Here is a 13,470-nt window from a genome sequence, read left to right as displayed (position 1 = left end):
GGGTGACCGGTGCGGCCCTTTCTGCTGGCACCGGCCGCCGCCTGCCGGCGGCGGGGCCGCGAGGCGACAAAGAAAAGGGCCGCGACGGCGAACCGTCGCGGCCCTTGCTCCATGAGGCGGCTGAACTCTCCGCCCGATCAGAAGCCGATCTTCAGATGGGCCGACAGGGCATGGTCCTGACGTTCCGCACCGGCGAAGCGGCCGATATAGCCCAGCGACACCGACACATTCTCTGCCGTTTCCGTGACCAGATTGGCGCCGATGGCGACGCGGCCGCGCTTGCCGGCGCCCGGATCCGTGCCGACCATCTCGCCATTGGCGAAATGGCCGACGACGGCGCGGCTGTCGCCCTTGAACTCATGCTCATAGGCCAGACGGACCTGCGGGATGACGCTGGTGCCGACGCCGCTGATCTGGCCGCCGACGCTGCCGACCAGGCTCTCGGCTTCGATGTCATCCCAGGTCAGGGCCAGCGGACCACCGCCCTTTTCCTTGTAGCCTTCAACGCGGCTGCGGGCATAGCGCACGCTGACCACGGGGCCCATGGCGAAGGAACCGGCGATGGGCGTGTAACCCACCGTGCCGGCCAGGGCGTAGGTATTGCCCTTATAATCGCCCGACGCCGTCGGGTAGGGGTTGAAGCGCGTGATGCGATCGGAGCTGTAATCGTCGAAGCTGTAGGACAGGACGCCGTCCAGCCACAGGTCATCGGCGGCCGCCGTGAAATAGGCCTGCAGGTTCACGGCCTTGGCATCGAGCGACGAGTAATCGCCGTCGGTGTCCAGGTTGACCTTGCCATAGCTGGCGGCGATACCGGCGACGACATGGCTGTCGACCTGGTAATCCAGGCCGATGCCGGCGTTGAAACCGTCATAATCATAGCCGAACTGGCCGTCGATGGCGTCGCGTTTGCCCTTCAGGTAGCTGCCGAAGGTGAACAGACCGGCGCGGTTGTCCTGCCCGGCCTGGGCGCCGATCACATTGACCGAGCCTTGGCCCGTGCGCACGCCATACATGCGGGCGGCGATACCGTCATTGGCCAGATCCAGCAGACGCTGGGCCGCTTCGGAACTGGTGGCCAGGGCCGCCGGGGCCTCATAGGCGCCCGACAGGGTGCCATTGGCGAACTGCGCCACCACGGCGTGGGCCGCGGCCGTCGGATGCAGGGCGTCGAAGAAGACGGTGGAAGCCGCACCGGCCGCCGTGGCGCAGGCACCCGTGGCCACCAGCGACCCGCCGGGCCCGATGGGGGCATAGCAGGGAACGGTGACGTTGGAGAAGCCGTACGTGGCGCCATTGGCCAGCATGTCCTGGAACAGGGCCTTGGCATCCACCACGGTGACGGTGGCACCCTGGGCGCGCAGGGCGGCGGCGGCCCCGCGGATGGCTTCGGCATGCAGGTCGGAAACGGTGTTGGCCGAGGCCTTGTCGCTGGCCGACAGACCGCTGGTCAGCGGGATGGAGCCCAGCGGCGGCAGGTTGACCAGCACGAACTGGCGGGCGCCGGCACCATACAGCTTCCCGGCCTGGGTAGTGACGGCCGATGCCGTGGCTGCGACGGCGGCCTGCGCGGCGGCGGTCGGGTTGGACTGCGGCTGCGTCAGCACGGCGATGTAGTCATTGCCGCCGATCCAGATGCCGACCAGGCTGTCGGCTGAAATCTTGGTGCCGCCGGTCAGGAACGTGTCCACCTGTGCCGTCAGGTCGATGGGTGAGGTGCGGGTGGCGCGGGCGCCACCGAAGGCGCGGCTGCTCAACGCCCAGCCATTGCTGGCGGCCAGACCTTCGGCCCAGACGGGGCCATTGGAGAAGCGGCCGTTCACATAGGGGGCGGTGGGGCGGCTGGTGGGGCTGACAAAACGGAGATTGTCGGTGTCGCTCAGGCTGTCGCCGAAGACGATCAGGGAGCTGATGTCGGTCAGCTGTGCCTTTGCGGCCGGCGCCACGCCGGCAATGGCGGACAGGGACAGGATGGCGGCGAGCGCCGTGCCACCCAGAAGACGGGTATTCATCAGGTTGTTCCTCCCACAGGCGGGCGATTTCTAAGGCTTGGCCCGTTGCTGCACCTGACAACGGTAGCCAATGGCCTGACCCGGTGGAAGGGGGTGACGTAACGGAAGGCGGTCCGGCAACTGCATTATTCGCGCGCGTGCGGCCTCCATGACACAATCATGACGGCAGGGACGCAAAAACGGGCGGTCCCGGATGGAACCGCCCGTCTTCCTGTCAACGGCTCAATGGCTCTTTGGCGCCGCGACCATGATCACAGAATGCTGGGGCCGTCGTAGAAATTGCCGATGCCCACCAGGGACGTGTGGTCGAAACTGCCCAGGTCGACCAGTTCCTGGCTGGCCGAGCTGAAATAGGCGACCGGCACCTGCCAGCCCTTCTGATGGGCGGCGAAGTCACCGACATTGGCGATGATGATGTCCTTGATCCCGTCGCCATCAATGTCGCTGGTGCCGGCAAAGTCCCAGCCGCGGTCCATCTTGAACAGGGTCTGGAAATAGTCGACGCCAGCCATGTAGGAGGTGGCGATGTCGAAGGGCGGGTGGACCCACACGCTGAATTCACGGGTACCTGCATCATAGAACAGGATTTCGTCCAGGCTGTTGTCGCCGTGGAAGTTGCCCACGTCAACGACACTGACATTGCTGTCCGCCGTCATGGCGGTGACGAAGAACTGGTCCGACAGGTCGTTCTTCACGAACAGCTCGCCTGTCGTCTTGTCACGGAACAGCACGTCCGTGCCGCCGCGCGCATCCAGGTTGCCGAAGGCCACCAGCTCGTGGTTGCGATCCTGATTGTCCCAGATGACATAGATGTCACCGGTCTTGGTATCCACGCCATAATACTGCATGGCCGGTTCCATCATGCGCCCGCCCGGATCCTTGACCGGTCCGTCGGCCGGGTCGCGGACATAGACGGTGCCGTCGGTATCCAGCGGGATGCCGTGCAGGTCGACCTTGATCTTCGACGGATCAAAGCCGGGGAACAGGCTGCCATAGGGTTCACCCACGGCGATGGATGGGGCGGAACCCGCGCCATAGGGTTCGCCGACGGCGATGCCCTGCGGCTTGCCGGAACCATAGGGCTCCCCGATGGCGATGCCATAATTGATCGGACCCGATGCAGCGTCCTCACCCGGGGGCAGGGCATCGTTGCCATAAGGGAACGGCAGGATATGCATCATGCCGTCGCCGGGGCTGAACTTGGTGTCGTCGTAGAGCGTATAGGCGCTGAACACCACTTCGTTGCGGCCGTCACCATTGGCGTCGGCGATCCCGACCAGATCGGTCACCAGGCTGATGCCGAGCATGGCGGGCACGGCCAGGCTGAATTCCAGGCTGTGCTTCACCGGCGCGCCGCCACCCGGCTGCCCGTCATACCAGGCATAGCTGCCGTCATCGCGTGACACCACGATGTCAGCCACGCCATCACCCGACAGGTCGCCCGCCACCACCTGATGCACGTTCGACACGTCGATATCATTCAACGGAATGGATTGGCCGGTGGCGGACCGCAAGGTCAGGCCGGACCGGTCAAAGGTCAGAATCTGCGAACTCATCGCACGCATGCCTCTTATTTGGGGATCGGTTCCATTCGGAACCATTCCTGTCAATGCGCCCCTGTTTCAACAGGCTTAATCCCAACGCGCGACAGGGTCAATAAGTTACTTAATTCGTGATACCGAAACACGAGTCAACTGTATTTGCGTGGTTGCAACGGGTTGCAGGTCGGCAACAAAAAGCCCCGCGCGGCCGTGCCGGGCGGGGCTTTCGCAAGCAGTGTGAGGGTCGTCGCGGGGGAACCGCGCCGGCGCTCAGACGTTGAAGCGGAAATGGAAGATGTCGCCGTCCTGGACCAGGTATTCCTTGCCTTCCATGCGCATCTTGCCGGCTTCCTTGCAGCCGACCTCGCCGCCCAGGGTGACATAGCTGTTATAGTCGATGGTCTCGGCCTTGATGAAGCCGCGCTCGAAATCGGTATGGATGACGCCGGCGGCCTCGGGGGCCTTGGCGCCCTTGCGCACGGTCCAGGCACGGGCCTCCTTCGGACCGACAGTGAAGAAGGTCAGCAGGCCCAGCAGGCTGTAGCCGGCGCGAATCAGGCGGTTCAGGCCCGGCTCCTCCAGCCCCAGCGAGGACAGGTATTCCAGCTTGTCCTCTGTCGGCAGCTGCGACAGCTCCGCTTCGATGGCGGCGGAGATGACGACGCTGGCGGCACCCTGGCGGGCGGCCATTTCGGCCACCTTGGCGGAGAGTGCGTTGCCCGTGCCGGCCGACGCCTCCTCGACATTGCAGACATAGAGCACGGGCTTGCCCGTCAGCAGGGCCATCTGCTTGAAGGCGTCCCGTTCCTCGTTGCTGATCTCCACGCTGCGGGCGGGCTTGCCGTCGCGCAGGGCGGCCAGTACGCGTTCCATCAGCTCGGACAGGGCCTTGGCGTCCTTATCGCCGCCCTTGGCCTTCTTCTGCAACGGCGGCAGGCGCTTTTCCAGGCTGTCCATGTCGGCCAGCATCAGTTCCGTCTCCACCGTCTCGGCATCGCGGACGGGTTCGATGGAACCTTCGACATGGGTGATGTCGCCATCCTCGAAGCAGCGCAGCACATGGACGATGGCGTCGACCTCGCGGATATTGGCCAGGAACTGGTTGCCCAGGCCCTCACCCTTGGAGGCGCCGCGGACTAGGCCAGCGATGTCTACGAATTCAAGCTGCGTGGGGACGGTCTTCTGGGACTTGGCAATCTCGACCAGCTTGTCCAAGCGCGGGTCGGGCACACCGACGCGACCGACATTCGGCTCGATCGTGCAGAACGGGTAGTTCGCGGCCTCGGCCGCTGCCGTGCTGGTCAGCGCGTTGAACAGGGTGGACTTGCCGACATTGGGCAGGCCGACGATACCGCAGTTGAATCCCATGGGACGATGCTTTGCCGAATAAGGTTCAGGATTGCGCCGGTTATCGGCCATCCGCGCACGGAAAGCAAATGACGGGGGCGCATTGCATCCCGTCATTTGGCCGGCGACGGCCGGCCCGCGCCCCGTGGCGCGCAAGCCAAGCCCACGGTAGTGGGCGCCGGCGCCTGAGGAAGGCAGCGCTTCGGGGGCGCATTGCATCCCGTCATAGCCGTAGCGATGTCACAGAACCGTCGGGCCGCCCGCCACGCTTGCGCCACCTTTGGCGGGCCAAATCATCGCGGGGCAGGGGATGGTCCTTGCCTTGGGCCCCGGGGGTTTGGCACTAGAGAACCAGCTTCCATGGGTCTATCGCGGGTTTGACTGAAATGATGCGCCGTCTGGGGATGATTTGCCTGATGCTGGTTGTGGCCGGTTGCCAGACCAAGCCGCCACCGGCCCCGCCACCGGCCGTCGAGGCACCGCCGCCGCCGCCGCCGGCCAAGCCGACCGGCATCGTGATGGACGAGGGCGATATTGCCGGTTTCCAGGGGGCATTGCGTGAACTGGGGGGCAAGCCGGTGGATTTTCCCGTCGGCTGGGCGAACCCGATCACGGGCAAGCGCGGCGTGGTAAAAGTGCTGCGCGACGGTTACGACGGAAAGAACCGCCCCTGCCGTGAGTTTCATTCGGTGGTGATTCTGGAAAACATGTACCAGCACGCGACCGGCTTCCTCTGCCGTCAGCCGGACGGGGTGTGGGAAGTGGTCGAGGCCCGCGATTATCCGCTTTACCGCCACGGTTCCTGACCGGGGCTCTGTTGTTGGAGATGTAATGCGCCGCCCTGTCCTGATCGCCGCCGTCCTTCTGTCCACCGCCGCCCTGGGGCTGGCGTGGTGGGGGACGCGTCTGCGGGGGCCGGAGCAGGCGGATCCCGCAGGCATCCTGGTCCCGGAAAAGCCGGTGGGGCCGCCCGTCATCGACCTGCCGCTGGCATCGGGGCCGGGCACCGTCCTGGCCATGGGTGATCCTGACAGCGGGGTCCTGTCGGCCGACGGTGTGAAGGCGCTGCAGACCTTCATGCGGACCAGCAACAGCAAGGCATTGCTCGTCTGGCAGGCGGGGGCGCTGCAACTTGAACTTTATGCCCCGGATGCGCAGGCGGGTGATCTGCTGGATGGCTCCGATCTGGTGCCCGGACTGATGGTGCTGCTTACCGGCCAGGCGTTGCGCGACGGCATCATTCCGGGGCTGGATACCGGCATCGGAATCTGGCTGCCGGAATGGGCCGACGATGCGCGCGGGCGCGTGACCGTGCGACAGCTGCTGGAAGGGACAAGTGGCCTGGAACAGCCATCGGCACCATCGGGTGCCGATGCCGCCGCCTGGACCCTGTCGGCCGGAATCGGTGCTGAACCGGGCAGCCGCTTTGCGCCAACCCGTTTCGAGGTGCAGGTGCTGGGTCTGGTCCTGGCCCGCGCCGCCGGACGGCCCGTCGCCGAGCTGCTGTCGGAAAAGCTGTGGCGCCCGCTGGGCGCGCGTCCCGGCGTGCTGGCGGCGGGGTCGGCCGACAATGCGGCCTATCTGCAATGCTGCGTGAAGGCAACGGCGCGCGACTGGTTACGGCCGGGTCTGCTGCTGCTGGAAGGTGGCATGGCCGGAGGGGCCGCGCTTGTGCCCGCCCCCTGGCTGGATCAGATGGAGCGGCCGATCACCCATTCACGCCATGATGGCTGGCGCACGCGCCTGGCTTGGCCGTTCGAGGCAAAGAACGGTAATGGCGCCAAAAAGCCGTTCGCCGACGCCGATACCATTTTCTGGTCGGGACCCGACGGGGCACGTCTCTATGTTTCCAAGGGGCGGGATCTGGTGGTTCTTCGCCTGGGTCCGATTCCCACTGATTGGGACGAGTCGGCCCTGCCCAACCTTGTTTCGAGGGCGATCACGACCCCGCCGGCTGAATTCCGGTCGCGCAACGGCCTGAGCGTGCGCAAGGCGAAAGACCTTAACGGGCAGGTGGAAATGCCGCCAATCGTTAAGCCGCCGGCCATCCCGAAGGTGACCGTGGAGCCGCTGCCCCCGCTGCCGTCGGTCGGAAGCCCGCCGCCGTCACCATAACGGGGCGGGCTGCCGTCACCGTCATTTGGACTTGAAGGCGCGCAACTGCTTATTGAAGTCAGCTGCCAATTTCTCCATGCGTGTTGACGCTTCGTTGTATTTCTTGGTCCAGTCGCCGCCGGCGCGGCCCTTGCCTTCGAATTCGAGGCACGCCAGATATTCCTGGGTCTCTGCTACATAGGCCTTCACCGACTGCTGGGCGGCAATCATCTGCGGCTCCGTCGCCGCCGCGCCATCGGGCAATACCGGTGGGTCCTTGAGGGTGCATTCAGCATGCGCCACGCCCGCCGTAACCATGAAAACCGCCCCCGCGAGCGGCACAAACATCTTCTTCATCATCCAAGCCCCTATCTGAAGCCACTTCTTGTTGTCTGCAAGCATGCATATGTACGGCTATCATTCGACGGACGATGATCCCCGCCGGCGCCCCTCCCTGGGCTCTTCAACCGCCGATTCTAGCGGCCATTCCTTAACCATTCGTTGGCATTAACCATTACCGCTCCGCCGGGTTCGGTGTTAACCATAATGGTCATGCGGCTTGCGATCCATCCCGGGCATCATGTGTGAATCAGCCGAAATTTTCTTTACAAGCTTGGCTATACCTATGCGAAAGTATGCCGCGTGGGCAAGGGGCAATCCCAACCCCAAAGGTTAGGCGCGGCAATTTGGTAAAATGCAATATATCCAAGCATTCATCCAACCGCGTGTAGTTGTCGGTCCCGTCAGCCGTTTGTGGCGGTGCACAAATCTGGGTCGAACAGTTGTTCGTTTCTTGAAGGTGCAGGTTAAAGAGTGATGTAGCGTGCGGAGAAGGGACAGGAGAGGTTCAGCGAGATGAGCACATTGAATCGGACTATGCGACCGGCCGGCAAGCCTGCCGCCGGTGGTTCTGCGGGCGGCCTGGGAGGGTTGTTTGGGAACTGGTCCATCAGCCGCAAGATTGCGTTCTCCATCGCGGTTCCCGTGATTATCGGCCTGGGCGCGGTCATCGGGCTCAGTGCCTCGTCGATGAGCGACGCGATGCTGGTCCTTTCGACGCGGTCGGAAAGCCAGGTGACGGAGATGATGGCGGCCCAGATGGCGGCCGCCGTCCGCTTTAAGAACGCGGACGCCATCGCCGACAGCTATGCCGACCTCGCGACGGCCAAGGGCACCAGCCTGTCGGCGGTGAAGGTGGTGGATGCCGATGGCGAGGTGTTGAGCGAATATCCGTCGAAGGAGAAGCCGCTGCCCGCGGGCATGGCCGGATTTGACTTCACCAAGGCCAAGATCGAAAAGACTGTCGCCGAAGTGAAGGTGCAGGATCTGGGCGATTTCCTGATCGCGCAGGCCCCGGTCCGTGCCGGTGCCAACCGCGACCAGGTCGGCACGCTGACCGTGGCGTGGAGCCGCGCCAACGTGCAGTCGGCCATCTCCTCTGCGGTCATGGGCAATGTCATCATCGCCATCATCGTGCTGGCGGTGCTGATCGGCATTCTGGTGCTGATGCTGCACAAGATCGTGGGCAGCCCGCTGAAGGGCATGCAGGAATCCATGTCCAAGCTGGCCGCCGGCGACCTGTCGGTCATGATCCCCGGCATCCATCGTGGCGACGAGATCGGCGCCATGGCCCAGTCGGTCCAGGTCTTCAAGGACAACGCCCTGGAGGTGGAGAACCTGCGTCGCCGTCAGGAAGAGGCAGAGCGTCAGGCCGCCATCGAAAAGAAGGCGTCCATGGAGAGGCTGGCCGCCGACTTCGAAAGCTCCGTCAAGGGCGTCGTGGCCGAACTGTCCGGTGCCTCCAGCCAGGTGCAGTCCACGGCCGAAGGCCTGTCGGCATCGGCCGAGGAAAGCCGCGCCCAGACCAGCGCTGTTGCCGCCGCCACCCAGCAGGCTTCTGCCAACGTGCAATCGGTGGCCAGCGCCACCGAGGAACTGGCCGGTTCGCTGGCCGAGATTTCCAACCAGGTCAATACCTCGGCCAAGATCGCCCGCGATGCCGCCAAGACGGCAGAGAAGACCAACGGCACCGTGCAGTCGCTGGCCCAGCGTGCCCAGTCGATTGGCGACGTCGTGAAGCTGATCTCGGACATTGCCAGCCAGACCAATCTGCTGGCCTTGAACGCCACGATCGAAGCGGCGCGCGCCGGCGAGGCCGGCAAGGGCTTCGCCGTCGTGGCCTCCGAAGTGAAGTCGCTGGCCAATCAGACGGCCAAGGCCACGGAAGAGATCGCCAGCCAGATCACTACCATGCAGGACGCCACCAAGGAGGCCGTCGACGCCATCGTCGTCATCAGCCGTACCATTGCGGAGATCAACGACATCTCCGAAATGGTGGCCGGTGCCGTCGAAGAGCAGGACGCCGCCACCAAGGAGATCGCCCGCAACGTGCAGCAGGCTTCCATGGGCACGATGGAAGTCACTCGCAACATCGAAAGCCTGGAGCAGGTCGCCCATCAGACCGGTTCCTCGGCCACCGACATGCTGGCCGCTGCCCGCAACATGGCCCGTCAGTCCGGCGATCTGGGCACGACGGTGGACCGTTTCCTGGCCCAGGTGCGCAGCGCCTGATCCGGATTTGACCAAGGGGTGCCCCGCCAGGGTGCCTCTGTCGCCTTCTCCCGCGCGAAAACCCCCATCCACCCGGATGGGGGTTTTTTTATCGAAGGCAGGGGTGTGGCGCTTGGCGTGGGTGCGCAGCCGTTGCTAAGGTCTTGGTTAACGAATGAAGCGTGCGCATCGCTGTTGGGGGGAAGATGCCGGCATCCATCCGGGCGATTTTGCCATTGGCCCTGGCCCTGGCTGTGACCATGCCGGTCTGCGCCGACAGCAATGATCCGGTCATGATGATCAGCGCCGCCGATCAGCGGGCACAGGCGGAACGTGTGATCCGTGACCTGTCGCGGGAGGCGCTGGCCGACCCGGTGATATTGGGGGCGCTTCGTCGTGCCAGCGCAGAAAATGACGGACTGACAGTGGCCGACATTGCCGGCCGGGACGAGGCTTGGCGGCGACAGGCCAAACGTGGCCGGGGCCCGTTGCTGGACGCCATCATGGCCAACCCGATTTCACGTCAGCTGTCACTGCTGCGGCTGCCGCGGGCATCGCTGATTGCGGATGTGATGCTGATGGATGATCGCGGTCTGCTGGTCGGGGCAACCCGGCTGTCCAGTGATTATGACCAGTCGGATGAGACAAAGTATCAACGCACTTTTCCCGACGGTCCGGAGGCGCTGATCGTGGAACCGCCCGCCTATGACGAATCGGTTGATGAATATGTGATGGCGGTCAGCATCACCCTGACGGATCCGGCCGGGGGCCATCCGTTGGGGGTGCTGACCGCCAACATGGTGCTGACCGCCCTGGAACGATAGGGTCGGCCGCAGGGAATTGGTATGGCGGCGCTGGCGATTGAAGCCCGGTGATCGTTTGCGATCACCGGGACAGGGTATCAGGCCTTGGTCTCGTTGCCGCCATTGCTGGCCGACCAGGCTTCCGGCGCGTGCAGGAACTTTTCCACCTCGCCCAGGGTGTGGGCGTCGAAATAGTTACCGTCGCGCGCCACGCGCAGCACGTCCCACCAGGTGGCCAGTGCGTGCAGCTTCACGCCCATATCGGCCATGGTCGCTTCCGACTGCGGGAAGATGCCGTAATGGAAGACGACCCAGATATGCTCGACAATGGCGCCTGCATTACGCAGCGCGTTGACGAAGTTGATCTTTGATCCGCCCTCGCTGGCCAGATCCTCTACCAGCAGCACGCGCTGGCCTTCCAGCAGCTGGCCTTCAATCTGGGCATTGCGGCCGAAGCCCTTGGGCTTCTTGCGCACATACAGCATCGGCAGGTCCAGGGCGTCCGACACGAAGGCGGCATAGGGAATGCCGGCCGTCTCGCCTCCGGCCACGGCGTCGAATGCCTCGAACCCGGCTTCGCGGCACAGCTGGTCCTTGGCGGCCTGGATCAGGAAGCGACGGGCGCGCGGGAAGCTGATCAGCTTGCGGCAGTCGATATAGACCGGGCTGGCGCGACCGCTGGTGAAGATGAACGGCTTCTCCGCGTTGAACAGGACCGACTTGGTCTCGATCAGGATGCGGGCCGTCTGGGTGGCGGCGGTGGCGGCGTCGATCATGGCTTTTCCTGCGAGGGCCGTGGATGGGAAGACGGATCATACCAAGGGTATGAGTTTCTGACTCATGCCCTTGGGGGGCCGGCGACGGCCGGCCCGGCGCTTGAGGGAACAAGAAGCTGCATTCGATCGGTTACGATCAAATGCAGCTGGTATCAGACCAGGCGCCAGTCCAGGCGTTCGCCGGACCGGAAAGGCAGCACGGCGGCCTTGGTGTCGACATCCAGGATGTCGGGCACGATCAGGCCGCTCTTCTCCAGGGTGATGGTGTCGTCATTGACAGGAAGCCCGTAGAAGGCGGGGCCATGCAGGCTGGCGAATCCCTCCAGCTTGTCCAGTGCGCCTTCCTCGTCGAAGACCTGGGCATAAAGTTCGATGGCCGTGGCGGCGGTGTAGATGCCGGCGCAGCCGCATGCCGTCTCCTTGGCGCCGATCGGGTGCGGGGCGCTGTCGGTGCCCAGGAAGAACCAGGGTTCGCCCGAGATCGCGGCGGCACGCAGCGACAGCCGGTGCGTCTCCCGCTTGGCAATGGGCAGGCAATAGAGATGCGGGCGGATGCCACCGGCGAAGATGCTGGACCGGTTGATCATCAGGTGGTGGGCGGTGATGGTCGCGGCGAGATTGCCCGTCGGCCCGAATTTGCGCACCACGGCCACGCCTTCGGCCGTCGTGATATGCTCCAGCACGATCTTCAGATCGGGATGGCGGTCCATGATCCTGGGCAGGACCGTGTCAATGAACACGGCTTCACGGTCGAAGATATCAACCTTCTGGTCCGTCACCTCCCCATGCACCAGCAGCGGCAGGCCGACCTTGGCTATGCGGTCCAGGGCCGGGGCTACCTTGTCCAGGTCGGTGACGCCGTGCGCGGAATTGGTGGTGGCGTGGGCGGGATACATCTTCACGGCCGTGAAGATGCCGGCCTTCTTGCCCGCTTCCAGATCGTCGGCGTCGGTGCCGTCGGTCAGATAGGCCGTCATCAGCGGCTGGAACCGGCTGCCGGCCGGGCGGGCGGCCAGGATTTCCTGTCGGTATGTTTCGGCCTGGGCGGCCGTGACCACCGGCGGCACCAGATTGGGCATGACGATGGCCCGGCCCAGCTGTGCTGCCGAATGCGGCAGCACGGCGCGCAGCATCGCCCCGGTGCGCAGATGCAGGTGCCAATCGTCCGGGCGGCGGATGGTCAGGCGTTGCGTTCTGTCCTGGGCGGATGCGGTCATGACGGTCTGTCCCCTGGCGGTTGCCCGATGTCTAGGGCCAAAGGCGCCGGCGCTCAAGCGTCGGCACGGAAGGCCCGGCTTGCGTCACGGGAAGGGGGCGGCCAATCCCGTTGACCGCCACGGTTGAACCGCCATAGGCTTTGATCTGCCCGGCGTTGTGGCGCCGGGTGGATCGGACGGTCCGCCCGTTCGCCCCCGACTGGCAGGTGTCGTTGTTGCGTGCTGTCGGCCGCGTCCTGCGGCTTTTATTGACCGGCTTGCCGGTGCTGTCCTTGCTGATGCTGCCGGTGTCAACGGCCGGGGCCGGGGAAAACGCGCCGTCTGGCGATACGTCCAGGGCTGTCACCATCGTTTGCGGTCCGCTTCCCTTCGTATCGGACGGCCTGGCATGCGAGCGGGGAATCGGGGCCGAGCTTGCGCGCATGGCCTGTGATGACGCCCATCTTTCCTGCAATTTCCAGCAATATCCGTGGCCCCGCGCGCAGAAGGAAGTGGAGATGGGTCAGGCCGACATCCTGATCGGCCCCTTCTACACGCCGGAACGCGCCACCTGGATGGTGTTCAGCCGCGAGCATTTCTATGTCGACCAGATGTGGCTGTTCCGACTGGCCCGGCTGGATGACGGCATCCTGCCGGACAAGCCGCCGCAGCGCATCGGTGTGCCCTTGGGCTGGGCTGTGGGGGGCGGGCTGGAAGGTTGGCGCGATGTGACGGTCGAAAATGTGCGCAATGTCGATCTGGCGCTGAACCTGCTGCTGTCGGGCCGGCTGGATGCCGTGGCCGCCCACGCCCGCGCGGTGGCCCGATTCCAGGAAGAACGGCGGGAGGCACGCTTCCTGCCGGTCGGCCCCGCCCTGTCGACGCAGCGCTCCTATATGGGATTTTCGCGGACCTTCGCGGCCAGTCCGCAGCGCCAGGCGTTCGAAGCGGCTTATGAGGTGCTGCTGCGCGGGCCCCGCTATGTGGAACTGCTTGTCCGGAACAAACCGTTACCCGGGATGCGGACAGAGGTGGCGCAACGCGGTCATCAGTTCGCGCCCGAACCATGACCCGTCTGCGGACTGGCACCATGCCATCCTGTCCGATCATCCCCATGTCGGCCCCGGCATGGGCGTATGGTCAGACGGCTC

General features: G+C 64.8%; 12 protein-coding genes. 5 read left to right on the top strand and 7 right to left on the bottom strand.

From position 1 onward, the window contains the following. Positions 1-137: 137 nt before the first annotated feature. The 3 genes from ACODTW_RS15505 to ychF form a co-directional block, all read right to left on the bottom strand. Complete coding sequence (locus ACODTW_RS15505) at positions 138-2,012, bottom strand: autotransporter domain-containing protein (RefSeq protein WP_488946947.1); 1,875 nt, start codon at positions 2,010-2,012, stop codon at positions 138-140. 251 nt (positions 2,013-2,263) lie between these two features. Then, positions 2,264-3,568 carry a hypothetical protein gene (locus ACODTW_RS15500; protein ID WP_488946946.1) on the bottom strand — a complete coding sequence of 435 codons (1,305 nt, stop codon included), beginning with the start codon at positions 3,566-3,568 and terminating at the stop codon, positions 2,264-2,266. Between the two features lie 255 nt (positions 3,569-3,823). Continuing rightward, positions 3,824-4,921 carry a redox-regulated ATPase YchF gene (gene ychF / locus ACODTW_RS15495; protein WP_488946945.1) on the bottom strand — a complete coding sequence of 366 codons (1,098 nt, stop codon included), beginning with the start codon at positions 4,919-4,921 and terminating at the stop codon, positions 3,824-3,826. A 365-nt stretch (positions 4,922-5,286) separates the two neighbouring features. Between ychF and ACODTW_RS15490 the strand changes: the two genes are divergently transcribed. Together ACODTW_RS15490 and ACODTW_RS15485 are read left to right on the top strand one after the other, a co-directional pair. Further along, complete coding sequence (locus ACODTW_RS15490) at positions 5,287-5,706, top strand: RT0821/Lpp0805 family surface protein (protein ID WP_488946944.1); 420 nt, start codon at positions 5,287-5,289, stop codon at positions 5,704-5,706. Positions 5,707-5,731: 25 nt separating this feature from the next. Next, positions 5,732-7,015, top strand: coding sequence for a serine hydrolase domain-containing protein (locus ACODTW_RS15485; protein ID WP_488946943.1), 1,284 nt, complete (start codon positions 5,732-5,734; stop codon positions 7,013-7,015). Between the two features lie 21 nt (positions 7,016-7,036). Here ACODTW_RS15485 and ACODTW_RS15480 read toward each other — a convergent pair whose 3' ends face one another. After that, the gene (locus ACODTW_RS15480; RefSeq protein ID WP_488946942.1) at positions 7,037-7,354 is read right to left on the bottom strand and encodes a hypothetical protein; all 318 of its coding nucleotides are present in this window, start codon (positions 7,352-7,354) and stop codon (positions 7,037-7,039) included. 495 nt (positions 7,355-7,849) lie between these two features. On the opposite strand from ACODTW_RS15480, the gene ACODTW_RS15475 reads away from it, so the two are divergent. Next, positions 7,850-9,565 (top strand): methyl-accepting chemotaxis protein, encoded by a 1,716-nt coding sequence (locus ACODTW_RS15475; RefSeq protein ID WP_488946941.1) that lies wholly within the window; start codon positions 7,850-7,852, stop codon positions 9,563-9,565. A 185-nt stretch (positions 9,566-9,750) separates the two neighbouring features. Continuing rightward, positions 9,751-10,368 carry a hypothetical protein gene (locus ACODTW_RS15470; protein WP_488946940.1) on the top strand — a complete coding sequence of 206 codons (618 nt, stop codon included), beginning with the start codon at positions 9,751-9,753 and terminating at the stop codon, positions 10,366-10,368. A gap of 77 nt (positions 10,369-10,445) precedes the next feature. Here ACODTW_RS15470 and ACODTW_RS15465 read toward each other — a convergent pair whose 3' ends face one another. From ACODTW_RS15465 to ACODTW_RS15455, 3 genes are all read right to left on the bottom strand, one after another. Next, on the bottom strand, positions 10,446-11,123 hold the full coding sequence (locus ACODTW_RS15465) for an orotate phosphoribosyltransferase (RefSeq protein ID WP_488946939.1): 678 nt from the start codon (positions 11,121-11,123) through the stop codon (positions 10,446-10,448). Positions 11,124-11,275: 152 nt separating this feature from the next. Next, positions 11,276-12,340 (bottom strand): dihydroorotase, encoded by a 1,065-nt coding sequence (gene pyrC, locus ACODTW_RS15460; RefSeq protein ID WP_488946938.1) that lies wholly within the window; start codon positions 12,338-12,340, stop codon positions 11,276-11,278. A 31-nt stretch (positions 12,341-12,371) separates the two neighbouring features. Continuing rightward, positions 12,372-12,689, bottom strand: coding sequence for a hypothetical protein (locus ACODTW_RS15455; RefSeq protein WP_488946950.1), 318 nt, complete (start codon positions 12,687-12,689; stop codon positions 12,372-12,374). On the opposite strand from ACODTW_RS15455, the gene ACODTW_RS15450 reads away from it, so the two are divergent. Continuing rightward, a complete protein-coding gene (locus ACODTW_RS15450; RefSeq protein ID WP_488946949.1) occupies positions 12,619-13,389 on the top strand; it encodes a substrate-binding periplasmic protein in 771 nt (256 codons plus the stop codon). The genes ACODTW_RS15455 and ACODTW_RS15450 overlap by 71 nt on opposite strands. Positions 13,390-13,470: the final 81 nt, after the last annotated feature.

It is taken from the genome of Niveispirillum sp. FG148 (assembly GCF_057809655.1).
This window is presented reverse-complemented; position numbering and strand designations above follow the sequence as displayed.